At 59.0% G+C, this 25686-nt stretch carries 26 protein-coding genes; 11 read left to right on the top strand and 15 right to left on the bottom strand.

Annotation, left to right across the window (positions count from 1 at the left end):
* Window positions 1-11: 11 nt before the first annotated feature.
* From CKW16_RS05660 to CKW16_RS05645, 4 genes are all read right to left on the bottom strand, one after another.
* Complete coding sequence (locus tag CKW16_RS05660; RefSeq protein WP_008149405.1) at window positions 12-284, bottom strand: oxidative damage protection protein; 273 nt, start codon at window positions 282-284, stop codon at window positions 12-14.
* Window positions 281-1348: an A/G-specific adenine glycosylase gene (gene mutY, locus CKW16_RS05655; RefSeq protein ID WP_095127567.1), complete on the bottom strand. Its 1068-nt coding sequence runs from the start codon at window positions 1346-1348 to the stop codon at window positions 281-283. The genes CKW16_RS05660 and mutY overlap by 4 nt, the downstream gene beginning before the upstream one ends.
* A complete protein-coding gene (locus CKW16_RS05650; RefSeq protein ID WP_095127566.1) occupies window positions 1345-3570 on the bottom strand; it encodes an AsmA family protein in 2226 nt (741 codons plus the stop codon). The genes mutY and CKW16_RS05650 overlap by 4 nt, the downstream gene beginning before the upstream one ends.
* Before the next feature lie 78 nt (window positions 3571-3648).
* Entirely contained in the window at window positions 3649-4053 is a 405-nt protein-coding gene (locus CKW16_RS05645) for an acetyl-CoA sensor PanZ family protein (RefSeq protein WP_095127565.1), read from the bottom strand.
* Window positions 4054-4273: 220 nt separating this feature from the next.
* Between CKW16_RS05645 and CKW16_RS05640 the strand changes: the two genes are divergently transcribed.
* The 7 genes from CKW16_RS05640 (at window position 4274) to CKW16_RS05610 (ending at window position 10090) form a co-directional block, all read left to right on the top strand.
* The gene (locus tag CKW16_RS05640) at window positions 4274-5938 is read left to right on the top strand and encodes an OFA family MFS transporter (RefSeq protein ID WP_095127564.1); all 1665 of its coding nucleotides are present in this window, start codon (window positions 4274-4276) and stop codon (window positions 5936-5938) included.
* Window positions 5939-6206: 268 nt separating this feature from the next.
* A complete protein-coding gene (gene hisB / locus CKW16_RS05635) occupies window positions 6207-6800 on the top strand; it encodes an imidazoleglycerol-phosphate dehydratase HisB (protein ID WP_003218037.1) in 594 nt (197 codons plus the stop codon).
* Window positions 6800-7438 (top strand): imidazole glycerol phosphate synthase subunit HisH, encoded by a 639-nt coding sequence (gene hisH, locus CKW16_RS05630; protein WP_095127563.1) that lies wholly within the window; start codon window positions 6800-6802, stop codon window positions 7436-7438. The genes hisB and hisH overlap by 1 nt, the downstream gene beginning before the upstream one ends.
* Window positions 7439-7696: a DUF2164 domain-containing protein gene (locus CKW16_RS05625; RefSeq protein WP_008024930.1), complete on the top strand. Its 258-nt coding sequence runs from the start codon at window positions 7439-7441 to the stop codon at window positions 7694-7696. It begins immediately after the preceding gene.
* A 42-nt stretch (window positions 7697-7738) separates the two neighbouring features.
* Entirely contained in the window at window positions 7739-8476 is a 738-nt protein-coding gene (gene hisA / locus CKW16_RS05620; RefSeq protein WP_033058290.1) for a 1-(5-phosphoribosyl)-5-[(5-phosphoribosylamino)methylideneamino]imidazole-4-carboxamide isomerase, read from the top strand.
* A 9-nt stretch (window positions 8477-8485) separates the two neighbouring features.
* Entirely contained in the window at window positions 8486-9256 is a 771-nt protein-coding gene (gene hisF, locus CKW16_RS05615; protein WP_095127562.1) for an imidazole glycerol phosphate synthase subunit HisF, read from the top strand.
* Between the two features lie 78 nt (window positions 9257-9334).
* A complete protein-coding gene (locus tag CKW16_RS05610; RefSeq protein WP_095127561.1) occupies window positions 9335-10090 on the top strand; it encodes an ABC transporter substrate-binding protein in 756 nt (251 codons plus the stop codon).
* On the opposite strand, the gene CKW16_RS05605 is transcribed toward CKW16_RS05610, so the two are convergent.
* The 6 genes from CKW16_RS05605 to gpmI form a co-directional block, all read right to left on the bottom strand.
* Window positions 10087-11547, bottom strand: a complete 1461-nt coding sequence (locus CKW16_RS05605; protein WP_095127560.1) for a serine protease — start codon at window positions 11545-11547, stop codon at window positions 10087-10089. The two genes, CKW16_RS05610 and CKW16_RS05605, sit on opposite strands and share 4 nt — an antisense overlap.
* A gap of 161 nt (window positions 11548-11708) precedes the next feature.
* Window positions 11709-13220 (bottom strand): serine protease, encoded by a 1512-nt coding sequence (locus tag CKW16_RS05600; protein WP_095127559.1) that lies wholly within the window; start codon window positions 13218-13220, stop codon window positions 11709-11711.
* A 195-nt stretch (window positions 13221-13415) separates the two neighbouring features.
* Window positions 13416-14189, bottom strand: coding sequence for a divergent polysaccharide deacetylase family protein (locus tag CKW16_RS05595; RefSeq protein WP_095127558.1), 774 nt, complete (start codon window positions 14187-14189; stop codon window positions 13416-13418).
* A 1-nt stretch (window position 14190) separates the two neighbouring features.
* Entirely contained in the window at window positions 14191-15510 is a 1320-nt protein-coding gene (locus CKW16_RS05590) for a S41 family peptidase (RefSeq protein ID WP_095127557.1), read from the bottom strand.
* A 31-nt stretch (window positions 15511-15541) separates the two neighbouring features.
* On the bottom strand, window positions 15542-16840 hold the full coding sequence (locus CKW16_RS05585) for a murein hydrolase activator EnvC (RefSeq protein ID WP_095127556.1): 1299 nt from the start codon (window positions 16838-16840) through the stop codon (window positions 15542-15544).
* A gap of 230 nt (window positions 16841-17070) precedes the next feature.
* On the bottom strand, window positions 17071-18600 hold the full coding sequence (gpmI, locus tag CKW16_RS05575; protein WP_095127555.1) for a 2,3-bisphosphoglycerate-independent phosphoglycerate mutase: 1530 nt from the start codon (window positions 18598-18600) through the stop codon (window positions 17071-17073).
* Window positions 18601-18753: 153 nt separating this feature from the next.
* Here gpmI and CKW16_RS05570 point away from each other — a divergent pair, with 153 nt between their 5' ends.
* Genes CKW16_RS05570 through secB form a run of 3 tightly spaced genes read left to right on the top strand, consistent with a single transcriptional unit; the run spans window position 18754 to window position 19950 of the window.
* Window positions 18754-19167, top strand: a complete 414-nt coding sequence (locus CKW16_RS05570) for a rhodanese-like domain-containing protein (protein WP_008149429.1) — start codon at window positions 18754-18756, stop codon at window positions 19165-19167.
* A gap of 1 nt (window position 19168) precedes the next feature.
* Window positions 19169-19423: a glutaredoxin 3 gene (gene grxC, locus CKW16_RS05565; protein ID WP_008149430.1), complete on the top strand. Its 255-nt coding sequence runs from the start codon at window positions 19169-19171 to the stop codon at window positions 19421-19423.
* Between the two features lie 41 nt (window positions 19424-19464).
* Complete coding sequence (secB, locus tag CKW16_RS05560) at window positions 19465-19950, top strand: protein-export chaperone SecB (protein WP_007897410.1); 486 nt, start codon at window positions 19465-19467, stop codon at window positions 19948-19950.
* A 132-nt stretch (window positions 19951-20082) separates the two neighbouring features.
* Here secB and CKW16_RS05555 read toward each other — a convergent pair whose 3' ends face one another.
* Complete coding sequence (locus CKW16_RS05555; protein ID WP_007949025.1) at window positions 20083-20538, bottom strand: tRNA (cytidine(34)-2'-O)-methyltransferase; 456 nt, start codon at window positions 20536-20538, stop codon at window positions 20083-20085.
* Here CKW16_RS05555 and CKW16_RS05550 point away from each other — a divergent pair.
* Window positions 20537-20977, top strand: a complete 441-nt coding sequence (locus CKW16_RS05550) for a hypothetical protein (protein ID WP_095127554.1) — start codon at window positions 20537-20539, stop codon at window positions 20975-20977. The genes CKW16_RS05555 and CKW16_RS05550 overlap by 2 nt on opposite strands.
* Window positions 20978-21519: 542 nt before the next feature.
* Here the strand turns inward: CKW16_RS05550 and ntrC are convergent.
* From ntrC to CKW16_RS05530, 4 genes are all read right to left on the bottom strand, one after another.
* Window positions 21520-22956 (bottom strand): nitrogen regulation protein NR(I), encoded by a 1437-nt coding sequence (gene ntrC / locus CKW16_RS05545; protein WP_046052178.1) that lies wholly within the window; start codon window positions 22954-22956, stop codon window positions 21520-21522.
* Window positions 22953-24038 carry a nitrogen regulation protein NR(II) gene (gene glnL / locus CKW16_RS05540; protein ID WP_008149435.1) on the bottom strand — a complete coding sequence of 362 codons (1086 nt, stop codon included), beginning with the start codon at window positions 24036-24038 and terminating at the stop codon, window positions 22953-22955. The genes ntrC and glnL overlap by 4 nt, the downstream gene beginning before the upstream one ends.
* Before the next feature lie 230 nt (window positions 24039-24268).
* Window positions 24269-24889 (bottom strand): DUF4124 domain-containing protein, encoded by a 621-nt coding sequence (locus CKW16_RS05535; protein ID WP_095127553.1) that lies wholly within the window; start codon window positions 24887-24889, stop codon window positions 24269-24271.
* A complete protein-coding gene (locus CKW16_RS05530; protein WP_095127552.1) occupies window positions 24886-25395 on the bottom strand; it encodes a DUF4124 domain-containing protein in 510 nt (169 codons plus the stop codon). Before CKW16_RS05530 ends, CKW16_RS05535 begins: the two co-directional genes overlap by 4 nt.
* Window positions 25396-25686 lie beyond the last annotated feature (291 nt).

The following is a 25686-nucleotide window of genomic DNA, read 5'->3' as shown; positions in this document are numbered from 1 at the left end:
AAAAAGCGGGATTATTCAGCCGGCGGAACGTAGCCGTCAGCCTTGGCGTATTCCTCGCCGGAAAAGAACTTGTCCATCTCGCCCTGAAGATATTTGCGGTCTTCGGCGTTCATCATGTTCAGGCGTTTTTCGTTGATCAGCAGGGTCTGGTGCTTTTGCCAGTCTGCCCAGGCTTTGGCCGAGACGTGGTCAAAAATGTCCTGACCTTTTGCGCCAGGGAATGGAGCGCGCTCCAGGGCGGGCAATTCTTCTTTGTACTTGCGGCACATGATGGTGCGGGTCATGACGACTCTCCTGCGTTCAATACGGCGGCCGCGCGTTCGAGCAAGGTTTTGACCGGGGCGGCAAGGCCCAGGCGCGGCGGGGTGGCGAGGTTATACCAGAGCCAGTCGGCCTCGGCCACGTGATGGCCGGCCTCCTGGACCTGAACCAGCCAGGGTTCGATGGACAACTGAAAATGACTGAAGGTGTGTACCAGGCTCGGCAGCGCCTGTTGGCTGCCCAGCTCCAGCGAATGCTGCGAAGCCAGATGTTGCAGGTCGTCGAGGTCGTCGAGTTCCGGCAGGCTCCATAAACCGCCCCACAAGCCCGTGGAAGGGCGACGGTAAAGCAGAATCGCGCCGTCACCGTTGGCGAGCATCGGCATCAGCGTACGCTTCTGCGGCACTGCTTTACGCGGTTTGGGGATCGGGTAGCGCGTCTCCAGGCCGAGCATGTGCGCTTCGCAGCCCTTTTCGAGCGGGCAGAGCAGGCAACTCGGCTTGCTACGGGTGCAAAGCGTGGCGCCCAGATCCATCATCGCCTGGGTGTAGGCGTTGACCCGATCATGCGGCGTGAAGCGCTCAGCGTTCGCCCACAGCTGTTTGGCGACCTTTGGCTCGCCCGGATAGCCCTCTTGCGCGGTAAAGCGCGCCAGCACCCGTTTGACGTTGCCGTCGAGGATCGGCGCCCGCAGGCCCATGCTCAGGCTGGCGATGGCGCCTGCCGTGGACAGGCCGATGCCCGGCAGATCAACCAGCTTTTCCACATCGCGGGGAAACTCGCCACCGTACTGCTCGACGACGATCTTCGCGGTCTTCTGCAGATTGCGTGCGCGGGTGTAATAACCGAGACCGGTCCACAGGTGCAGGACTTCGTCTTCCGGCGCGGCGGCCAGGGCCTCGACCGTCGGCAACGAGGCCATGAAGCGATCGAAGTAGTTCAGCACGGTGCTGACCTGGGTCTGCTGCAACATGATTTCCGAGACCCACACCCGATACGGGGTGATGCCTTGTTGCCAAGGCAAGTCGTGGCGGCCGTGGCGGTCGTACCAGTCCAGCACCGCCGTTGAAAACTGCTCGGCTCTCATCGCTTGAACAGCCCCTTCAACGCGTCTTTCAGTTCAGGGCTGACTTTGTCGCCAAGCTTCTCGTCGATTTTTTCGCCGATCCGTTCGCCGGCCAGTTTGCTCGCGACCTGGCCCATGCGTTCGTTATCGAGGCGGCAAGCCTTGGCGCCCAGTTCCAGCGGGCCACGGCAGCGCAGCGGCCACTCGATGCCGACGAACTTCTCGCCGACCTGGCACGCCGGGTCCGGCATGTCGCTCTTGTCGCCTTCGACGATAACGCCCACGCGGTAATCCATGCCCAGCACCCGCAGATCGACATCGCCGTCGCCGTTGACGGTCATGCCCGGGATGCGCACTTTCAGGTCCGGGTTGCTGGCCACGCCGTTACGGAAGGTCAGATTGCCCTTGAGCTCCTGGAACGGTGTGTCCTTGCCCCGTGGCTCGCCGTTGAGGGATTTACGGTTCAGGGTGGCGATGCCTTTGCACAGCTGTTGTTCGAGGTTGGCATTGAGCAGCACGCCGTTGTTGATGACGAAACTGGCGTTGCCGTTGAGGGTTTCGATCAGCGCTTTCTGGCTGTTGCCGCTGCCGGTCAGGTTGCTGTTGAGCGTCACCAGACCTTTGACCGGCGGATTTTTACCCTGGCTCTCGAGGATTTTTTCCACCGGTACTTTGCTGATGCTCGTCTGCATGTTCAGCGCTGGCACTTGTTGGCGCACGTCGAGCGTACCTTTGGCGTCGAAGTTGCCGTCGTACAGGTTGCCGCGAAGGCTTTCCAGAGTCAGCAGACCGCCCTGGCCTGTGGCCTTGAGCGCAGCGTTCTGGATCGGCAATTTATCGAGGGTCAACTGACCGAAGCTGAGGTCGGCGTCTACGTCGAGTTTAGCCAGGCGCTCCACCGGCAACAGGCGCTCGGTACTCCACGCGTCTTTGGTCGGTGCTTGCGGCAGCGGTGTGCTGCCCGCGCCAGCCATGGCCTCGGCCTCGGTGTTGGCCACTTCGGCCTTACGCACTTGCGTCGCGCTACTGGCTTCGGCGGATTTTGGTGGCAGATAACGGTCGACGTTGAAGGTGTCGGCCTTGAGGTTCGCCCGCAGCGATTGTTTGGCGAAGTCCTCGACGGCGATGCGGCCGCTGAAGGTGCTGTCGTCGACTTTCAGGTTGATGTTGTCGAGCACCACGCTGGTCGGCGTGCCGGCAAGGCGGCTGGCCAGTTCGACTTTGCTCAGGCTGCCTTCAGCCATCGCCGGAAGCTTCTGACCGATGCTGTCGACGAATTTCGCCAGATCGAACTGGGCGATCGACAGGCCGCCGCTGATTTGCGGGGTTTTGTCGAGGTCGTTGACCTTCAGTTCACCCAATGCGCGCAGTTGGTTGGCGGAAATCTTGATGCCAGTCCATTCGGCGACGTTCGCGGCTTTATCGAGCAGTAACTGGCCCTGGGCGGCGAAGGTCATGGTTTTGCCTTGCAGCGGATCGCCAGCCACTTCGCCAGAGAGTTTCATGTCTTCGAATTTGTAGCGCTGCAGTGCGCGCTCGAAACGCAGCTCGCCATTGAGCTCGGTACGGACACGCAAAACCGGTTGGTTGGTGCCCAGGAACGCGGTGAGTTTGACCGGGATGTTCGTGGAGTCATGCACCGGCCCGGTACTCAGCTGGATGCTTTCTGCGCTGAATTGCTTGCCGGTTTTTTCGTCGCTGTACTCAACGCGGGCGTTGTTGACGGTCAGGCTGTCGATGTCCAGGCGGATCGGCTGGGCCGGTTTTTCCGCTTGGGCGGTGGTCTCGGTCGCGGGTTCGCCAGTGGTCGCGGGCGGCGTGGTTGAGGTGGCCGGCGTCGGTGCCTTGCCGATGTCTTGCCAGTTGCCGTGGCCGTCCTTGTCGCGGGTCAGGCGCAGTTTCAGGCCTTCGACGCGTACATCGCTCATCTGCACTTCACGGCGCAGCAGCGGCAGCACGCGGACCGACAGGCCGAGCATCTGCAAATCTGCGAACGGCTCGGTGGGCTTGGCCAGGGTCGCGACGCTGGCTTCGTGAAATTCCAGGCCCAGCCACGGGAACAGGCTCCAACCGATATCGCCATTGAGCGTCAGCTCGATGTGGGCCTTGTCGCGGGCTATCTGGCGAATCTCGTCTTTATAGTCGTTGGGATCAAAGAGGTGGGTCAGGGCAAAGCCCAGCGCCACAATGATCAGCAACAGCCCGAGAAGTACCAGACCCAGGATTTTGCCGAACGCTTTCATGGGCGAGTCCTTGTAGTTAATCGAATTCGAAATTTAGCCGGGGAGTATAGCGCTCCGTAGCGGACGACCGGTCAGCGATCACGTCGGCAACTCATCCAGCGGTATTTTCAGTTTGGCCGCCAGCGCTTGTGCCTCCAGATGCCCGGCAGGCGCCAGCAAGCGCAATGTCGCGCCCGCTTGCGACGCCATTTTCTGCGCTTCGTTCACCAAGCGCTCGGCCACGCCACGACGACGGGTGATTTTTCGTACGCATAGTTGGGACAAATGCCAGACATCCGAGTGCCGTTGCAGACGTGCCGCGCCCAAAAGCCGATAGTTGAAGCGGCCAGCGATCAGCGAGCCGTCCAGCAGGCAGGCTTCGATCAGCTGCAAATCTCCGGCAAACGGGGCAAACAGCCAGTCCGGAGCATCGCGGTAGATCTTCTGCAGATCTTGCTGATCCTGATAAGTGGCTTCGTTCAGCGGCTCGACAATGATCGGCATGAGGGATCCTTCAGTGGTACGAGAACTGTTGACGTACAAAAGGTGATGTCACTTTGGTTTTTCTGTCACGTACAGATGGTAACCTCTGCCGGTTCGTCCGTCCTTCTGCGACGTGATGTCGCACCAAAATGGAGCTTCACCTCAAAAACAGTCATGCGTGCGCATAAAGGCTGGGGGTGAGGAGCGCTGACGAACCATTCTAATAATTGGGGGATACACAATGACCACGAGCATCACGGCGGACGGCCTCAAAGCCGACCAGCCCGCGTTCCTGTCCAAGGAACGCATCATCGCCAAGCCCGGTTTCAACCGTTGGCTGGTACCACCGGCCGCCCTGGCCATTCACCTCTGCATCGGCATGGCCTACGGCTTTTCGGTGTTCTGGTTGCCACTGTCCAAAGCCTTGGGCGTGGCCAAGGCAGCGGCCTGCGCGCCGGACATGAGCTTCATCTCGCAAGTCTTCTCGTCCCAATGTGACTGGCCGATCTCGATGCTCGGCTGGATCTACACCCTGTTCTTCATCTTCCTCGGTTGCTCGGCCGCCATTTGGGGCGGCTGGCTGGAACACGCCGGGCCACGCAAGGCTGGCGTTGTATCGGCGCTGTGCTGGTGTGGCGGTCTGCTGATTTCAGCACTGGGGGTCTATACCCACCAGATATGGCTGATGTGGATCGGCTCCGGGGTCATTGGCGGCATCGGCCTGGGCCTGGGTTACATCTCGCCGGTCTCGACCCTGATCAAGTGGTTCCCGGACAAGCGTGGCATGGCGACCGGCATGGCGATCATGGGTTTCGGTGGTGGCGCGATGGTTGGTGCTCCGCTGGCCGCAGCCTTGATGGGCCACTTCGCTTCGCCAACCAGCGTCGGCGTATGGCAGAGCTTCCTGGTGATGGCTGCGATCTACTTCGTGTTCATGATCGGTGGCGCACTGTCCTACCGCGTTCCGCCAACCGGCTGGAAGCCTGAAGGCTGGACCGCTCCGGCGAAAAAAGCTTCCAACGCGATGATCACCCATCGTCACGTCCACGTGAACGTGGCGTGGAAAACCCCGCAATTCCGTCTGGTGTGGCTGGTGCTGTGCCTGAACGTTTCGGCGGGTATCGGCATCCTCGGCATGGCTTCGCCGCTGTTGCAGGAAGTGTTCGCTGGTACGTTGTTGGGTAACGGCCTGACATTTGGTCAGCTGGACGCCTCGCAGTTGGCCTCGATTGCTGCGATTGCTGCCGGTTTCACCGGTTTGCTGAGCCTGTTCAACATTGGTGGCCGGTTCTTCTGGGCCTCGTTCTCGGATTACCTGGGTCGCAAAAACACTTATTTCGTGTTCTTCGCTCTTGGTTTTGCCCTGTACGCGTTGATCCCGAACCTCGGTCACCTGGGCAACGTTGCGCTGTTCGTGGCGGCCTTCTGCATCATCCTGTCGATGTACGGCGGTGGTTTTGCGACTGTCCCTGCGTATCTCGCGGACCTGTTCGGTACGCAAATGGTCGGCGCGATCCACGGTCGTCTGCTGACGGCGTGGGCGGCGGCGGGCGTGTTGGGTCCGGTGTTGGTGAACTACCTGCGTGAGTATCAGCTGAGCATCGGCGTTGAACGCGCCGCGGCTTATGACATCACCCTGTACATCCTCGCAGGCCTGCTGGTGCTGGGTTTCATCTGCAACCTGCTGGTGCGTCCGGTGGCTGACAAGTACTTCATGACCGACGCTGAACTGGCCGCCGAACAGGCGCTGGGCCACGACAAAGGTGCTGACAGCAGCACCGTATTGGAGTGGAAAGCGGATGCGGGCACCAAGCCTTTGGCAGTGGCTGCATGGCTGGTGGTGGGTATTCCGTTGGCATGGGGTGTTTGGGTGACCCTGCAGAAAACCGCGGTCCTCTTCCACTAAGTTCAGTAAACGCGTCATCCCTGTGGGAGCGGGCTTGCTCGCGAAGGCGGTGTGTCAGGCGGCGTTAATGTCGACTGACACTCCCTCTTCGCGAGCAAGCCCGCTCCCACATTTGTTTTGTGTTCCATCCGAATGGCTTGTATGGACATGTCTATCCCCGACAAGACGGAATTCACTCCGTCAGTCATATCACCTCTCGTGTTTCTGTTTCCGGCCCGCGCCCCTATAATGGTTGCCTTTTTCGCCCAATGATTTTGCGGAGCTGGTGATGGCCGAACGTAAGGCGTCAGTCGAGCGCGACACTCTGGAAACCCAGATCAAAGCCTCGATCAACCTGGATGGCACCGGAAAGGCCCGATTTGATATCGGTGTTCCTTTTCTTGAGCACATGCTGGACCAGATCGCCCGTCACGGGCTGATCGACCTGGATATTGTCAGCAAGGGCGACCTGCATATCGACGACCACCACACGGTGGAAGACGTCGGTATCACTTTGGGTCAGGCCTTCGCCAAAGCCATCGGCGACAAGAAAGGCATCCGTCGCTACGGCCACGCCTACGTGCCGCTCGATGAAGCGCTGTCGCGCGTGGTGATCGACTTCTCCGGCCGCCCTGGCCTGCAGATGCACGTTCCCTACACCCGTGCCACCGTTGGCGGCTTCGACGTTGACCTGTTCCAGGAATTCTTCCAGGGCTTCGTCAACCACGCGCTCGTCAGCCTGCACATCGACAACCTGCGCGGCACCAACACTCACCACCAGATCGAAACCGTGTTCAAGGCTTTCGGCCGCGCCCTGCGCATGGCGGTAGAGCTGGATGACCGCATGGCCGGTCAGATGCCATCGACCAAAGGCGTTCTGTAATGCAGACGGTCGCGGTTATCGATTACGGCATGGGCAACCTGCACTCGGTGGCCAAGGCCCTCGAGCACGTTGGTGCCGGCAAGGTCTTGATCACCAGCGATGCCGATGTGATTCGCGAAGCCGACCGGGTGGTTTTCCCCGGCGTCGGCGCGATTCGCGATTGCATGGCGGAGATCCGTCGCCTGGGCTTCGATTCGCTGGTGCGTGAAGTCAGCCAGGACCGCCCGTTCCTCGGGATTTGCGTCGGCATGCAAGCCTTGCTCGACACCAGTGAAGAGAACGACGGCGTTGACTGCATCGGCCTGTTCCCGGGCGCGGTGAAGTTCTTCGGCAAAGACCTGCACGAAGACGGCGAACACCTGAAAGTCCCGCACATGGGCTGGAACGAAGTGAAGCAGAAGGTGAGTCACCCGCTGTGGCACGACATTCCGGACCTGGCGCGTTTCTACTTCGTGCACAGCTACTACATCGCTGCCGGCAATGCGCGGCAAGTGGTGGGCGGCGGTCACTACGGTGTCGATTTCGCTGCGGCGCTGGCCGATGGCTCGCGTTTCGCCGTGCAGTTCCACCCGGAGAAGAGCCATACCCATGGCCTGCAATTGCTGCAGAACTTCGCCGCGTGGGATGGTCGCTGGTAAATGGCCGTCAAGAAGAAGCCGCCGATCCTGACCCTCACTCCCGAACAGGAGAACGAGGCCAATCACAAGATCAAGCGCTTTATGGAAGATCGCTTCGAACTGGACCTGGGTTCGTTCGAAGCGGCCGAAATCCTTGAGCTGTTTACCCGTGAAATTGCGCCGCACTATTACAACAGGGCGATTTTCGATGTGCAGACGCACCTCAAAGAGAGGTTCGAAAGCATCGAAAGCGACTTGTGGGCGCTCGAGAAAAACTGATTTTCGAGCGAAGCTGAACAATCGAATTTGAAGGTTTGCCAGATGCTGATTATTCCCGCTATCGATCTTAAAGACGGTGCCTGTGTTCGTCTGCGCCAGGGCCGCATGGAAGATTCCACGGTGTTCTCCGATGACCCGGTGAGCATGGCTGCCAAGTGGGTGGAGGGCGGTTGCCGTCGTCTGCATCTGGTCGACCTGAACGGCGCCTTCGAAGGCCAGCCGGTCAACGGCGAAGTGGTCACCGCCATCGCCAAGCGCTACCCGAACCTGCCGATCCAGATCGGCGGCGGTATCCGTTCCCTGGAAACCATCGAACACTACGTGAAAGCCGGCGTGAGCTACGTGATCATCGGCACCAAAGCCGTGAAAGATCCGGCCTTTGTCGCCGAAGCCTGCCGCGCGTTTCCGGGCAAGGTGATCGTGGGTCTGGATGCCAAAGACGGTTTTGTCGCCACTGACGGCTGGGCTGAAATCAGCACCATTCAGGTGATCGACCTGGCCAAGCAGTTCGAAGCCGACGGCGTGTCTGCGATCGTTTATACCGACATCGCCAAAGACGGCATGATGCAGGGCTGCAACGTACCGTTCACCGCTGCGCTGGCCGCTGCAACGAAGATCCCGGTCATCGCTTCCGGTGGCATCCACAACCTCGGTGACATCAAGTCGCTGCTCGACGCGAAAGCGCCAGGCATCATCGGCGCGATCACCGGTCGGGCGATCTACGAAGGCACTCTCGATGTCGCTGAAGCGCAAGCTTTCTGCGATTCGTACAAAGGCTGAGGACTGACCATGGCGCTGGCCAAACGCATCATCCCTTGCCTGGACGTGGATAACGGCCGGGTGGTCAAGGGCGTCAAGTTCGAGAACATCCGTGATGCCGGCGACCCGGTGGAAATCGCCCGTCGTTACGACGAGCAGGGTGCCGACGAGATTACCTTTCTCGACATCACCGCCAGCGTCGATGGTCGCGACACCACACTGCATACCGTTGAGCGCATGGCCAGCCAGGTGTTCATCCCGCTGACCGTGGGCGGCGGTGTGCGTACCGTGCAGGACATTCGCAATCTGCTGAATGCTGGCGCGGACAAGGTTTCGATCAACACTGCTGCGGTGTTCAACCCGGAATTCGTCGGTGAAGCGGCTCAGCATTTCGGTTCGCAGTGCATCGTCGTTGCCATCGACGCGAAGAAGGTCTCCGGCCCGGGCGAAGCCCCGCGCTGGGAAATCTTCACCCACGGCGGTCGCAAGCCTACCGGTCTTGACGCTGTTGAATGGGCGAAAAAAATGGAAGGCCTGGGCGCCGGCGAAATCCTGCTGACCAGCATGGACCAGGACGGCATGAAAAACGGCTTCGACCTGGGCGTTACCCGCGCCATAAGTGACGCGCTGGGTATCCCGGTGATCGCCTCCGGCGGCGTCGGTAACCTGCAGCATTTGGCCGACGGCATTATCGAAGGCCACGCCAGTGCAGTGTTGGCGGCGAGTATTTTCCACTTTGGCGAATACACCGTGCAGGAAGCCAAGGCCTACATGGCTCATCGCGGCATCGTGATGCGCTAAACAAACCGATACAGGCCAGTGGACAGCATGGCGGGCTCAAGGCACTCTTGGGTACGCCATGGATCTCGGTAGCCAGACATGCTTAAACGCCTTCTTCTTGTCCTCGCCAGCGCTTCTCTATTGCTCGTCAATGGAGCGCATGCCGCAGAAAATCCCGACACCGGTCTGGTGTTGCTGACTGAAAATTTCCCCCCCTACAACATGGCGAAGAACGGCAAGAACTTCGCTCAAGACGAGAACATCAATGGCATCGCCGTGGACATCGTCCGCGAGATGTTTAAACGCGCCGAAGTCACCTACAGCCTGACGTTGCGTTTTCCTTGGGAGCGAATCTACAAGCTCGCCCTGGAGAAGCCCGGTTACGGCGTATTTGTGATGGCGCGGTTGCCGGATCGCGAGAACCTGTTCAAGTGGGTAGGCCCGATCGGGCCGGATGACTGGATCATGCTGGCCAAGGCCGATAGCAAGATCAGCCTTGAGTCGCTGGAGCAGGCGCGCAAATACAAGATCGGCGCCTACAAGGGCGATGCGATTGCCGAGACGCTGGCCAAGCAAGGACTGAAACCGATCGTTGTGCTGCGGGATCAGGACAACGCGAAGAAACTGGTCAATGGCCAGATCGACCTTTGGGCGACGGGTGATCCTGCCGGCCGTTACCTAGCTCGGCAGGATGGTGTGACTGGTCTCAAGACCGTACTGCGTTTCAACAGTGCCCAACTTTATCTGGCGCTGAACAAAGACGTGTCCGACGAAATCGTCGCCAAGCTTCAGGCCGCGCTGGATCAGCTACGCAAGGAAGGCGTGGTGGACGACATCATGGCGCGGTATCTCTAGGGCTGTCCAATCAGGTCGGTGCGTATCGATGACGGTTGTCCGGAACGATTGCGAACGTAACTGCACAGCATGACCGGCAATTGTTCTTCGGCGAAGGTAATGCTCTCGGGAACAGGCTTGTAACGAGGGTCATCAATGTCGCCACAGTGCTGACCGTCAGCGGGGACTGAGTAGAAGAAATTGTGGATGAATTCCGCATGCAAGAGTTCCCAGGTGACACGGTAATCAGGGCTGATGCTGGGCATCAGCTCGGCGGAGGTCAAATACACCGCGTGGGTAAAAGCATTTTTCAACGATGACTGGGTGAGTGGTTGCTCTTGCGAGGCGGCACCGATGATGCATAGCGCATGTGTACCGGGTTGAGGGCCTATTTCGTTGTTGATGTAGGCATCTTCGGAGTGAATGGCGTCGCTGTAGTTGCGACGTGTTTGACAGTCTCTGGCGTTGCGCACGGCTTTATAGCGATAGAACGGATCGTCAAGCGAAAACCTGAAATTCCACGTTGGTAACGTAATTTGCCCAGCAGTGTTTTTTTGCGTGTGCACATAAGGCTTGATGTCCCAAGGCTGCGTAACCGTAAGATTCACAGGCTTGAGTGAACAGTCCGGCGCATTGACATCGAAAACACCCGCGATAAAGCACTGATGCAGGAAGTTGGCCGGGTAGCTGTAATTAAAGGTGGCCGCCTGGCAGGCTGCCGTTGTGCAATCAGGCGATGCCTCCTTTTTTAACCTGGCTGCAACTTTGCTGACGATGCCGGTGATTTCATTGGTCTGGCGATCAAGCATCGGGCTTCCAGAGCTACCACCACGCAAATCGCAGAGGTTTTTCATGGCCTGCGAAAATACGCCTGGATGATCAATGAAGGTTCCGGCCGTCTCTTCTGAGCAGGCGCTCAAGCGTACCCCTTTCTCTAGATAGCCCGCGGGTGCGCCAAGGTTGAGTACGTTATGGGCTTCGAAGCTTTGATGGCTGGCGAGATTGAGCGGGTTGATACCCTTCTTTATAAGGGTTGCCAGTGAAGTCCCAACCTCGAGTATCGCCAGGTCGGTGCCCACCATGCTGGTCCAGCGAGCAATTCGAACCGGGTAAGTAATGTGGTGCGTGGGCGTGTCATGGAAGTAGTTGAAGGTGATGTTCGCTTCGATGGGTTCGTCCGTGCGGGCGGTGCCATACGCAAAGACAACGCAATGGCCGGCGGTAATCAGGTAGGCCGGCCCCACCGCTTTGCCTTGCCTGTTTCTGGTATCAAGAAGAGCGGCGGTGCAGGACGCGCCGGAGCGGTGAGCAAGGCGTCCGATGCCGCTCCAGATTGCGTATTGGTTGTTAATGTTTTGAAGGGCTTTTGAACCTGAGTTGTTGACAGCGCCTTCTCCCAGGTCTCGTGCGTGTGCAGAGGGGCTCGCGGCCAAGAGACAGGCAAGTCCCCAGGCGGACAGATGACTAATGCATTTCATGGCCATTCCTTGGTGATGAAATTCAGAGTGAGTCCTATCCTGGCACGCATCATTGTGCCCAGAGATATAGATAGTTATTGCCTCGAGTGCGCAGCCTGAAGCTAGTCGCCAAGCTTCAGGCTGCGTGGATCAGTTGCGCAGGGAAGGCGTGGTAGACGACTTCATGGCGCGGTATCTGTGACCGTTGTCGGGGCTTGCACCAGGACGGTGTGTACCTCGGAAGTATTAAAATTCCTGTCCTCGATGTAACTGCAAAATGACACAGGAAGAAATTCCAGTGGAATAAGAAGACTATTATCTGTTTGTTCATACTCCCTGCGATCTATATCAGCGCAATTATGTTCGCCAAGGTTATTATCGTAGAATCGAGTCCAAATGGAACGAGAAGATTTTTCGAACCAGTCGACAGAAACATATTTCTCTGAGTAACTAAAGGTGACAGTTGGTTCAGGTAGTGTGGCGGCAGTCGGTTCGGTTAGTCGGGCAGACAGTATTTGGGTGTTTCTGCGTAATCCGACGCTAGGTCGTTGCTCGGCTGACTCGACACCCACCAGGCAAAGATAATACAAACCTTTCTCTCGACCGATCTCTGCATCAATTTTCGCATTGGCTGTGCTGATCGGGCGGCTATAGTGATCAGGCAAATAACAAGCGTGTGCGTCGCGTACTGTTTTAAAGCGATAGAAAGCGGTGCTCATCGAAAAGTCGACATCCCAGACAGGTGCTGGATCATTGTGGTCGACGGGTTTTCTATGAAGTGTGATGTCAGCGTTTCTTTTGGATTTGAAGTTGAAGTTCGGGTTTGTTGTGCAAGATTGGGCGTCCATATTAAAACGTCCATTGGTGAAGCAGTCAGAAAGATAGTCAACAGGAAAGCTATGGCTTGCCTGATCAGGCAAGATGGATTTTTTTTGATTATTTCCACAAAGTGCATGCCAGAAACATAACTCATCCGTTGAGATACCATAAGTCGTTCCGGACATTACACCGATCACTTCTCCTGTCGCCGCATCAAGAACGGGAGACCCTGAAGAGCCTGGTGCAATACCCTTGCAGTCGTGCTTCTGGTAATCGGTGTGGACGGCCAAGTGCTTGATCAATGTGGTGTTAGTTGGCTCCAGGGTACAGGTTGACAGCCTGAGGCCGGGGGCGATTCCAGGGGCGCCAGGGACTTGAATCGGGCGCGGTTCTACAGGCGCTGTAGACGCTAGCTTGAGTGGCGTAATTCCGTCCTTCAGCAATGTATCCAGCGAGTCGGTTAGTTCCAGGATAGCGACATCAGAACTGGCGAGGCTGGCCCAGTTTACCCTGTTGATGTCGTAACGCTTGGCGCCTTCCATCGTATCGTGGAAAAAGTTGAACTGTACCTGGCCGTTAAATGGAGTATCGGCTGCTGTGCCGGAGATGATTGAAGCACAGTGCCCATTGGTCAATAGGTAAGCAGGGCCTGTAGAGGTACCCATTGCGTCGCGAGTATCAAGCAAACTTGCCGTACAATTGCGGTTGCCACCTTTGAATGTACCTCCAATGCCGTTCCAGTGGGTGTATCGTCCGTCAGCATTACTGAGCAGTACGGGCTCCGCTGGCTCGGGAACAGTGTAGGCGCAAGAGGCCAGGGAGAAGGTGAGTGCTATTAGGGGGATAGTTGTACGTATAACAGATGTGTAATTCATAACCGATCCTTGGTTGTGAACGTGGATGTTAATAAAGTTGGATGTTGCTGTGGTGCGAAAGAAGTGTAATTGAAGTGGAGGGGTGTTAGTTGTTGATGTGTATCCGACTGTGAGGCGGTAGCGAGTGGATGTGGTGATTTATCGGCGCTGATAAAGTTTGAAATCAACTAACTAATTGCAGTGGAATTACTGGGTTTACGGCAGTCGGTAATTACCGTCCTTCCCATGCGCGGCAGTTGCACGATTGCCGCGCACGCTGATCATCTGTTTGATGTCGATCCAGTCAATGCCCTGAGCCTTGAGCTTGGGCAATTCACGTTCAAGCACCGCTAATGTCTGCGGATACGGATGCCCGATCATCACCGCAGAACCCTGCTTGCGCGCCAGGCTGATAGCCGTCTGTAGCTGAGTAAAAATCGCGGCTTCAGTGGGCTCGTCATCCAGGAATACATCCCGCGAAACGCTCGCCAGACCAATCTTCTGCGCCTCGGCGGCCGCCACGGTTTGCGCACTGGTGCGGCTGTCGACGAACAACTTGTGCCTACGCTGCAAGTCCGCCATCAGCCAAGCCATGGCCGGTCGCTGAGAGGTCATGCGACTGCCCATGTGGTTGTTGATCCCGGCGGTGTAGGGCACGACCTTAAACGCTGCGTTCAGGCGTTTCTCGAGTTCGTCGATGGGCAAGTCTGGGTGCCAGGCAAACGGACCGGTGGCCGGGTCCATGGGCATGTGCAGGATGACGATCTTGCCGGCGCGATGGGCTTCGCGGGCGAATTCGGTGGCGTGGGGCGTGTCGGGCATGATCGCTGTGGTGACCGGGCCGGGCAGGGCCAGCACGCGACGATCCCGGGGCAGGTTCTGCCCCAGGTCATCGATGATCAGAGTGATGTAGGCCTTTTGAGGGGCGGGCGCTGCGTGAGCAACACCCGCCAGACAACACAGTAGACCGAGGAATAACCGCAGGCGCATCTCAGCGGCCGGAGGTGATGCTCAACCCTTTGAGCAGGCTCAGGGCCTGGGCCAATTGGTAGTCATCATCCTGCGGCATGGCCTTGGCTTTGCCGCTGGAGCTGGTCGGTTTGTCGGCGCCGCCGTTGCCATTGCCCAGGTGACCTTGCAGATCGGCTTCCTTGAAGTACTCGCCGTCCTGCTCGTTGGTGATCTTGGCCCTGCGCACTTCGATGTCCGGGACGATGCCCTGAGCCTGAATCGAGCGGCCGTTCGGCGTGTAATACAGCGCCGTGGTGATCTTCAGTGCGCGTTCGTTGTTCAGCGGCAGGACGGTTTGTACCGAGCCTTTGCCGAAACTGGTGGTACCCATGACCACCGCGCGTTTCTGATCCTGCAAGGCACCGGCGACAATTTCCGAGGCCGAGGCGCTACCGCCGTTGATCAGTGCGACCATTGGCACGGCTTCGCTTTCGTCCTTGCCGGTGGCGGAGAAGCGCAGCTCGGAGTTGGCGATACGGCCCTTGGTGTAAACGATCAGGCCCTTGGTGATGAAGTGGTCGACCACTTCCACCGCCGCTTGCAGCACGCCGCCCGGGTTGTTACGCAGGTCGAGGATGATGCCTTTGAGCTTCTTGCCATTGTCCTTGCGCAGCTTGGCCAGGGCCTTGGAGACTTCGTCGCCGGTCTTGACCTGGAACTGGGTGATGCGGATGTAGCCGTAGCCGGACTCCAGCAGCTGGCTCTTCACACTCTTCACTTGAATGATGGCGCGGGTCAGGGTCACGTCGAACGGTGCACCGCCGTCGCGCACCAGGGTCAGGGTGATTTTCTGGCCGATCTTGCCGCGCATCTTGTCCACGGCTTCGGTCATGCTCTGGCCGCGGGTCGGCTGGCCGTTGATCTTGACGATGAAGTCGCCGGCCTGAATGCCAGCCTTGGAAGCCGGGGTGTCATCGATCGGCGAAACCACCTTGATGAAACCGTCTTCGGCGCCCACTTCGATGCCCAGGCCGCCGAATTCGCCGCTGGTGCTTTCCTGCAATTCAGCGAAGTCTTCCGGGCCCAGGTAGGCGGAGTGCGGGTCGAGGTTGCTGAGCATGCCCTTGATGGCGTTTTCCAGCAGGGTCTTGTCGTCCACCGGTTCGACATAGGCAGCCTTGATCCGATCCATGACCTCGGCAAAAGTGCGCAACTCTTCCAGAGGCAACGGCGCCTTGGTGGTCGCAGCAGTGCCCGCAGGCGCGACTGCCGGAGCCGGTTGAGCGGCGAACGCCAGAGGCGCGCCGATCACCAGGGCGATCGTCAGGGCCAGCGAGGTAAGGCGGGACAAATGCAGCATGTCGAACGAACTCCTGAATTAGGTCGCGTGCTTATCCTTGCGCGCGACACCATTGCGCTGGATCACTCGGGTGACCCTGCTGACGAATAGCGAAATACAGCGCTGGCGTGTCCTGCCCGCCACTGTTACCGACAGTGGAGATGGATTCACCGGCTTTTACCACGTCACCCGCAGACTTGAGCAGCGTCTGGTTGTGACCATAAAGACTCAAAAAACCGTTGCCGTGGTCGAGAATCACCAGCAGCCCGGCGCCTCGCAACCAGTCGGCAAACACCACGCGACCGCCATGCACGGCATGCACCTGGCTGCCGGCGGAAGCGCTGATCATCACGCCGTCCCACTTGGTGCGGGCGTCGTCGCCACGGGTTTCGCCAAAGCGTGCCAGCAGTCGACCATCGACTGGCCACGGAAGTTTTCCCCGGCTTGAAACAAAGGGGCCGCCAAAGGTCTCGCCTGAACTTGAAACCAATGCGCCGGGTGTCGATTTAACGGGTTTGCGTGGGGCGTCAGTGGCGTCTGCATCTGCTGCAGCCTGAGCCTCACGTAAACGCTTTTTTTCGGCTTCCTGCTGGGCGATCAGCGCTTTTTGCCGCGCTTCTTCTGCCTCTCGGGCCTGACGGGCCAGGGTTTCTTCAATGGTTTTAAGGACTTTAGACAGGTCTGCCTGATCCTGCTCGCGGGCTGCCAGCTTCTGATCGCGAGCCTTCACGTCGTCGCTAAGCTTGGCCAGGACTTGCTGGCGCTCCTTGCGGACTTTATCGAGTTCGTCACGCTGGCTGTCGAGGCTGCTTTTCTGCACCAGCAATTGCGCCTGTTGCATGGCGATGTCTTTTTCGACATTGGCCAGTTGGCGCAGGGTTTCGTTGAAATTCTTCAGCTGCTCCAGGCGGGCCTGGCTCAGGTAGTCGTAATAGGTGAGGGTGCGGGCGAATTTTTCTGGATTCTGCTGGTTGAGCAGCAGCTTCAAGTACTCCTGACGGCCGTTCTGATAGGCCGCGCGGGCCTGAATGGCGATCAGTCGCTGCTGTTCAATGCGCGCGCTCTGGAGTTTTTTTTTCTCGGCATCGAGTCGCTGCAGCTCGGATTCGCTTTTCTTCAGCTCTTTTTGCAGGGCATCGACCTGCTTCTCGAGCTTGCCCATCTCGGTCTCGGTGCCTTTGAGGTCTTTCTGCACACCGGATTTTTCTTCCTGGAGCTTGCCCAGCAGCTTTTTCAGCTCGGCAATGTCCTGACGCGTGGCGTCCAACTGTTGTTGGGTTTGCGCGCGCTCGTCAGCAAAGGCCGGTTGGAGCAGGCATGTCAGAGCAAGGGCTATCAGGACGCGAAGCATAGAGGCGGGTGACACCAGGGAAAGGGACAGCCTAGTATGCCCGCCAAGCGTGGCAAAAAAAATGCCCAATTGGGGCTGTGTGATGACTGGACCCCAAAACACCCACAAACCAGTGTGGGAGCGGGCTTGCTCGCGAATGCGGTGTGTCAGGCAACGTTGATGTCGACTGACCCACCGCATTCGCGAGCAAGCCCGCTCCCACAGGGTATGGCGGTGTTTGAAGGGGCGGGTTACACCAGAATCGAGGTCCCGGTCATTTCCGCCGGTTTTTCCAGGCCCATCAGCATCAGCATGGTCGGTGCCACATCCGCCAGCACGCCGCCGTCGCGAACCTTTAAGTCACGTTTGCCGACATAGATGAACGGCACCGGTTCGGTAGTGTGCGCGGTATGCGCTTGGCCAGTAGTCTCGTCGGACATCTGCTCGACATTGCCGTGATCGGCAGTGATCAGCGCTTCGCCGCCGACTTTTTCCAGCGCATCGACGATGCGGCCGACGCACAGGTCCAGGCATTCCACGGCTTTCACCGCTGCATCAAACACACCGCTGTGGCCGACCATGTCGCCGTTGGCGTAGTTGACCACGATCACGTCGTAACGCTGGTTTTCGATGGCATCGACGATGCGGTCGGTGACTTCCGGGGCGCTCATCTCTGGCTGCAAGTCATAAGTGGCGACTTTTGGCGACGGGATCAGGATGCGTTCTTCGCCCGGGAACGGTTCTTCACGGCCGCCGGAGAAGAAGAAGGTTACGTGGGCATACTTCTCGGTTTCGGCGATGCGCAGCTGGGTCTTGCCGTTTTTCGCCAGGTAGTCGCCCAGCACGTTGTCCAGGCTGCCCGCAGCGAAGGCCGATGGCGCAGGAATGCTGGCGGCGTACTGAGTCAGCATGACGAAGCCGGCCAGTTTTGGCTGGCGGGCACGTTCGAATTCCTTGAAATCGTCTTCGACGAACACGCGGGTCAGTTCGCGGGCGCGGTCAGCGCGGAAGTTCATGAACACCACGGCATCGCCGTCTTCGACTTTCACCGGCTCACCGATGGAGGTGGCTTTGACGAATTCGTCGCTTTCGCCACGTTCGTACGCCGCTTGCAGACCTTCCTGAGCGGTGGCGGCGTTGAATTCGCCGTTGCCGTCGACAATCAGGTTGTAAGCCTGGGACACGCGGTCCCAACGGTTGTCGCGGTCCATGGCGAAGTAGCGGCCGACAATGCTGGCGATCCGGCCTTTGCCGAGGGCCTGGAAGGCCGCATCCAGCAGTTCGATGGACGACTGAGCGCTTTTCGGCGGCGTGTCGCGGCCGTCGAGGAAGGCGTGCAGATAGATTTTTTCAGCGCCACGTTTGTAGGCCAGTTCAGCCATGGCAACCAGGTGATCCTGGTGGCTGTGAACGCCGCCATCGGACAGCAGGCCCATGAAGTGCACGGCTTTGCCGGCAGCAACGGCTTTATCGACAGCGGCGCAGATGGTCGGGTTCTCGAAGAACTCGCCGTCGCGGATCGATTTGGTCACGCGGGTGAAGTCCTGATACACCACGCGGCCGGCGCCGAGGTTCATGTGGCCGACTTCGGAGTTGCCCATCTGGCCATCCGGCAGGCCAACGTCCATGCCGCTGCCCGAGATCAGGCCGTTTGGCACGGTGGCCCACAGACGGTCCAGCACGGGCTTCTTCGCCGCAAAGATGGCGTTGGATTCAGGGCTCTCACTGTGACCGAAGCCGTCGAGAATAATCAGGACCAAAGGTTTAGGCGTGGTAGTCATGGATTCCACTCGTGGCTGAGTTAAAAGAGGGCGATGGAAAAGGGAGTGGCAGTTTAAAGCTAAGTTCCGACGGCGTCACCGCCGGACGGGGTTTGGCCCACCATAGTGGCTGTGTATACTGGCCGACATTTTAACGCCCTGGAACCTCCTTCGATGGTTGCTCACCTGATTGAATTTGCCACTAACCACTATCTGCTCGTCGGTATCTTCGTCGTACTGCTGGCGTTGCTGATCGCTTATCAGATGCAAGGCGGCGGCCGCAGCCTGAGCACCGGTGAACTGACCGGGCTGGTCAACAAGGACGCGGGCGTTGTGATCGACATTCGTTCGACCAAGGACTTCGCCGCCGGTCACATTGTTGGCGCGGTGAACATTCCTCACGACAAACTGACCGCTCGCGTCGGCGAACTGGAAAAGCACAAGGCCAAGACCATCATTCTGGTCGACGCCATGGGCCAGACTGCTGGCACTCATGCCCGCGAACTGATGAAGTCCGGCTTCACCGCCGCCAAGCTCTCCGGCGGTATTTCCAGCTGGAAAGGCGACAACCTGCCGCTGGTGAAGTGATATGAGCAACGTCGTCGTCTATTCCAGCGATTACTGCCCTTACTGTTCGCGAGCCAAGTACCTGCTCGAGAACAAAGGCGTGGCCTTCGAAGAGATCAAGGTCGATGGCAAGCCGCAGGTGCGTGCCGCCATGGCTCAGAAGGCCGGACGTACGTCCGTGCCGCAGATCTGGATCGGCAGCACCCACGTGGGTGGTTGTGATGATTTGTTTGCCCTTGAGCGCGCCGGCAAGCTCGACGCCATGCTCAAGGCCTGAATGCCTTCCCTACAAGACCCCAAGATCAGAAAGGATCTGAGATGACTGACCAACAGAACACTGCAGCTAGCGAAGAAGAAACCGCACCGCAATTCTCCTTGCAGCGCATCTACGTACGTGACTTGTCCTTCGAAGCCCCGAAAAGCCCGGCCATCTTCCGCCAGCAGTGGGAACCAAGCGTCGGTCTGGATCTGAACACCCGTCAAAAGGCCCTGGAAGGTGACTTCCACGAAGTCGTGCTGACCTTGTCCGTTACCGTGAAAAACGGTGAAGAAGTGGCGTTCATTGCTGAAGTGCAACAGGCCGGGATCTTCCTGATCAAGAACCTCGACGACGCTTCGATGAGCCACACCCTCGGCGCGTTCTGCCCGAACATCCTGTTCCCGTACGCTCGCGAAACCCTGGACAGCCTGGTCACCCGCGGTTCGTTCCCGGCGCTGATGCTGGCCCCGGTGAACTTCGACGCGCTGTACGCACAAGAGCTGCAACGCATGCAGGCCGCGGGCGAAACCCCGACTGTTCAGTAAGCGGTTTTAAGCACCAAAGCAATTTCAATGTGGGAGCGGGCTTGCTCGCGAAAGCGGTGTAACAGACAACGATGATGTTGAATGTTATGACCCCTTCGCGAGCAAGCCCGCTCCCACATTTGTTATGTGCTGTTACTTGAAACCGAGCTGGCGCCAGCCTTCGTACACGGCGACCGCTACGGTGTTCGACAGGTTCAGGCTGCGGCAACCTTCACGCATCGGCAGGCGCAGGCGCTGTTCGCCGGGCAGGGCATCGAGTACTTCCGCCGGCAAGCCACGGCTTTCCGGGCCGAACAGGAACGCATCTCCCTCGGCGAAGCTGGCATCGTGGAACGGTCGCGAGCCCTTGGTGGTGAAGGCGAACAGCCGAGGATGACCGAGGCTTTCCAGACAGCTGGCGAGGTCTGCGTGGCGCTGTAGGGTGGCATACTCGTGGTAATCGAGGCCGGCCCGGCGCAGACGCTTGTCGTCCATCTCGAAGCCCAGCGGTTCGATCAAATGCAGGTGGCAGCCACTGTTGGCGCACAGCCTGATAACGTTGCCGGTATTCGGCGGAATTTCTGGTTGGAAAAGGATGACGTGAAACATGCACGGCTCCGAAGGTAAAGATGAGCGGCATTCTACGCCGCCCGTGGACAACCGTTCGAAACTATTCCCGCGAGTGATGGCTTCGCTGGCGATTGTAGGGGTGATGGTGGGGTTGATGATCGGTCGCCTGACCACCCCCGACCCCAGCGAATTGCAGCAGGTCGAGGTCACGAACGATGGGTTGGTGGTGTGGTTCAACAACGAACCCAAGGCTCACGGCGAGTTCGTCGACGGTAGCCTCGCGCTGCTGTTCGAGGCTGAAGGCAAGGCACAGAAAGGTCAGCTCAAGCTCAACGACAAGAACGTGAACTGGCGCGTGCGTTTGAGTGATGGGGGGTTGTTGCTGACGGTGGTGGCGGCCCGGCCACTGCAGGGCGAGTGGGCCGGTAGCGAGGTCGATGACCGCTGGCGGCTGGAGATCCATCTCCGAGAGCAATAAAAGAGGGAATCCCCGGCCTGCCTGTACCAAGGTTCCCAAAACGGCAGGGCTCACGCATTACGTCGTGAGCCCGGTGTAAAGAAGGAACCCCTGACCTGCCTGTATCAAGGGCCCCAAAACTGCTTGGGCTCGTCGCTTGTGCGGTGTGAGCCCGATGTAAAGAGGGGAATCCCCGGCCTGCCTGTACCAAGGTCCCCGAAACCGGGTAGTGAACTGAATCACTGAATGGACTATTGCAGGGGGCGTGCCAGGTTTTAACAAGTTGAAACAGAATGTCGCGCTGAAACGTCGAAAGCCCCGTATTCCGGGGCTTTGGTGTTTTTTTGATAGGGGGTCGATTGCGGACGGAAGCGGGATTTCGGATCTGTTGCCGTGCGCGATTGCGGTTCACGGTGCATTGCGGCGGTGCACAGAGGGTCGATGATCGTTCCCACGCTCTGCGTGGGAATGCCTCAATGGACGCTCTGCGTCCGCTTCGGCAGGGACGCGGAGCGTCCCGGGCTGCATTCCCACGCAGAGCGTGGGAACGATCGGCTTAAGGATTAACCCTCTTCCCCTTCATCATCATCCCCACCATCAACCTTCATCCCCAATTCCTTGATCTTGCGCGTCAGGGTATTACGCCCCCAACCCAACAAAACCGCGGCATCGCGGCGGCGGCCGGCGGTGTGTTTGAGGGCGGTTTCGATCATGATCCGCTCGAAGGCCGGCACGGCGCTGTCGAGCAGGCTCGACTGGCCGCGAGCCAGCGCCTGATCAGCCCACTGGCGCAGCGCTTGCTCCCAGTTGGTCACTGGCGCCGAATCCTGCGGCAGGTTCAGCAGCTCCGGCGGCAGGTCGCTGATGTGCACTTCGCGACCCGAAGCCATCACTGTGATCCAGCGGCAGGTGTTCTCCAGCTGACGCACGTTGCCGCCCCACGGCAGGTTCTTCAGGTATTCCTCGGTTTCGCTTTTCAGCAGCTTCGGCTCCACCGCCAGTTCTTGCGCGGCGCGGCTGAGGAAGTGCTTGGCCAGGGTCGGGATGTCTTCGCGACGGTCCGACAGCCGTGGAATGTGGATGCGGATCACGTTGAGGCGGTGGAACAAGTCCTCACGGAATTTCCCGGCGTGCACCAGGGTTTCCAGATTCTGGTGAGTCGCGGCGATGATTCGCACATCGACCTTCACCGGCACATGGCCGCCGACGCGATAGAACTCGCCGTCCGCCAACACCCGCAGCAAACGAGTCTGGGTGTCTGCCGGCATGTCGCCGATTTCATCGAGGAACAGCGTGCCGCCGTCAGCCTGTTCAAAGCGACCACGACGCAGGTTGGCCGCGCCGGTGAACGCGCCTTTCTCATGGCCGAACAGCTCGGATTCCATCAGGTCTTTCGGGATCGCCGCCATGTTCAGCGCAATGAACGGCGAAGCCGCCCGTGGGCTGTGACGGTGCAGGGCGTGGGCCACCAGCTCTTTACCGGTACCGGATTCACCGTTGATCAGCACAGTGATGTTGGAGTGGCTCAAGCGCCCGATGGCGCGAAACACTTCCTGCATCGCCGGCGCTTCACCGATGATTTCCGGGGTGCGGGTCAAGGCGACCGGGACTTCCAGGCCTTGCTGTTCCTGGGCGTGCTGGTTCGCGCGTTTGACCAGCGACACCGCTTCGTCAACGTCGAACGGCTTGGGCAGGTATTCAAATGCGCCGCCCTGATAGGACGCGACAGCGCTGTCCAGATCGGAGTGAGCGGTCATGATGATGACCGGCAGCCGTGGGTGTTGTTCGCGAATCCGCGCCAGAAGGTCCAGACCACTGGCACCCGGCATGCGAATGTCGGAGATGATCACGTCGGGCTGCTGGCGCGCCAGGCGGCTCATCACGCCATCGGCGCTGTCGAAGCTTTGCGTGGTCATGCCTTCTTGCTGCAAGGCTTTTTCCAGGACCCAACGGATAGAACGGTCGTCATCGACGATCCACACGGTTTCACTACGGCTCATGTCGATGTGGCTCCTTGTTCCAGTGGCAGAAAGATCGAGAAGGTGGTGTGGCCTGGATGGCTGTCACATTCGATCAGGCCCTGGTGCTGGCTGATGATGTTCTGGGTTATGGCCAGGCCCAGCCCGGTACCGTCCGGACGGCCGCTGACCATGGGGAAGAAGATGGTTTCCTGCAACTCCGCGGGAATGCCCGGGCCGTTGTCGATGATTTCGATCTTGGTCACCAGGCGATGGCGCACGTGGCCGATGGTGAACTGGCGCATGGCGCGGGTGCGCAGGCTGATGCGGCCCAGGCGCAGCTCGTTCTGGCTGCTGATGGCCTGCATCGCATTGCGCACGATGTTCAGCACGGCCTGAATCATCTGTTCGCGGTCGATCAACACGTCGGGAATGCTTGGGTCGTAGTCGCGCACCAAAGTGATGCAGCCCTGGCTTTCGGCCTCCACCAGATGACAAACGCGTTCCAGAACTTCGTGGACGTTGCACATCGCCAGTGACGGCAGCTTATTGGAACCGAGCATGCGATCGACCAGATTGCGCAGGCGGTCGGCTTCTTCAATGATCACGTTGGTGTAGTCGCGCAGGCTTTCTTCCGGCAGTTCGCGGGCCAGCAATTGCGCCGCGCCGCGTATCCCGCCGAGAGGATTCTTGATTTCGTGAGCGAGGCCGCGCACCAGCATCTTGCTGGTTTCCTGCTTCGACAGCTGCGCCTCTTCCTTGGTGATCCGCAGCAAGCGGTCACGGGGGTGGACTTCCAGCAGCAGCATCGTGGCGCCGTTGGCCAGGATCGGCGTTACCGCGTAGTCGACGGTCAGCGTCTGGCCGGTGAGGGCGGTAAGCATCGCTTCGCGCTTGGTGAACGGGTGCGCCTGCTGGACCGCTTGGCGCAGGGAGTTCAGCGCCTCGGTGGATTCGGTGAACAACTCGCTGATGAACTGCCCATGGCTACGCTGACCGCTGATGGCCAGGAGCATCTCCGCTGCCGGGTTCATGTACTCGAGGCGCAGTTCGGCGTCGAGCAGAATGGTGGCGGTGGTCAGGTTGTCGAGTAGCAATCGATGCAGTGCGTCGCTAATGGTCATCAGGACCTCTTTTGGAGCAGGGCATGCGCGTGAATAACGCGCCGATACAAGGAAAATGCAAAAACCAAACCAAGGCTCCGAAAAGAAGCGTTAAAGGCCTGAAACGGGCGTTTGACGCTCGTTTGCGTGGCGTTCTGCCAGCTTTGACGGGTACTTTCGAACCAAAATGGGTTGGGATGTGAGTACGGTGCAACCAATTGCACCAATATAGTGCGCAAACCTGAACGGCGTTAGAAGAAGCGCAGGAAGGGATTTTTTTCTTCTACGGGTTTGTCTTTGAGCGGACATTCCGGCCGTTGGCCGTAGTCGGCGAGGGCGCAGGGTTTGACCTGGCGCTTCTGCGCGAGAGAGATGCGCAGCATATGGAACGGCTGGTTGGCGGTGCGCTCGACCGTGCGGCCCTGCTCGTCGAGGATTTCCACGGAGAGGTTATGGCTGCCGCGATCAATGTTGCTCAGGGCGAATACTGGGCTCAGGCCGGGCGCTGCGGTGGGTTGGCCGTCGAGTAGCAATCGGTAGTGGTGGCCGCGTTGCAGGCCGGGTTCGCTGGTGACGCTGACGATAATCTCGCCGGCACTGCTGCGCACCGTGGCGTCTGGCTCCGGCACCAATACTCTCAGCATGTCGTAGTGGAACAGTGGTTTTGTTTCGGTCTTCTTTCCAGCATTCACCGGTGCTGCGCCGCCAGGGTTGGCGGACATGCGGTTACTCGTCGCCAGCGGCACGCGCTTGGCGTTGCCGGAACCTGGCTGGTCGGTGTAGACCCGATTGCCCTGGGCGTCGACGTAGGTGAACACCTCGGCGGCCACCGGCAGGGCGATCAAGCAGGTGATCAGCAGCCACAGCCTCACGGCTTATGCACCCGTTGCACGGTGAATGTCACGGTGGGGCTTTGCTGGACGATGTTTTCTCCATCGATCACCTGTACTGCGAGGCTGTGTGTGCCGCGATCAATATTGACCAGTTGCAGGATCGGCACGTTGCTCGGCTGGCCGTAAGGTTGATCGTCCAGCAACAGCCTGAACAGATGAGGGCCTTGCAGGCGGGGTTTGATCAGCACGTTGACGGTGAAGGTGCCGTTGTTGGCACGCAGAGCTTCGGTGGTTGGTAAGTTTGTCAGCTCCAGCACCTCGTAAGCGCTGCGCGGCTGTTCACGGCTGGTGGCTTCGACAGGTGGCGCAGAAGGGGCTTGAGGCTCAACCCTGTTAAGCGGTGGCAACTCGACCGGCTGAGCCTTCACGCCATCGGGCGGTTGATTGCTATAGGCGGTGTTGCCGTCGGCGTCGGTGTATTTATAGATCTGCGCTGCGGCAGGCAGGGCGATCAGCAGCAGGATGAATAGAAAACCACGACCCATAAAATCGACCGGAAGCGAAGGCGTTGAGGTGCAGCATAGGTCAGGGGTGACGATTGACCCAGCTCGTTAACATTTGGGCATGATTTCCGAGATTCCCCAAGCACCACAGATGCGATCGTTCCCATGCTCCGCGTGGGAATGCCTCTAGGGACGCTCCGCGTCCAGTGACGCGGAGCGTCACGGGCTGCATTCCCACGCAGAGCGTGGGAACGATCAGGGCATAAAACGTAGCCCACAAAAAAGGCCTCCCGAAGGAGGCCTCTTTTTTGTCACGCCGCTTGCGCAGGCGCT

The organism is Pseudomonas sp. Irchel s3h14 (assembly GCF_900187425.1).
Classification (GTDB): Bacteria; Pseudomonadota; Gammaproteobacteria; order Pseudomonadales; family Pseudomonadaceae; genus Aquipseudomonas.
Note: the sequence above shows the minus strand (reverse complement) of the source record. Positions and strands in the feature narration are given on the sequence as shown.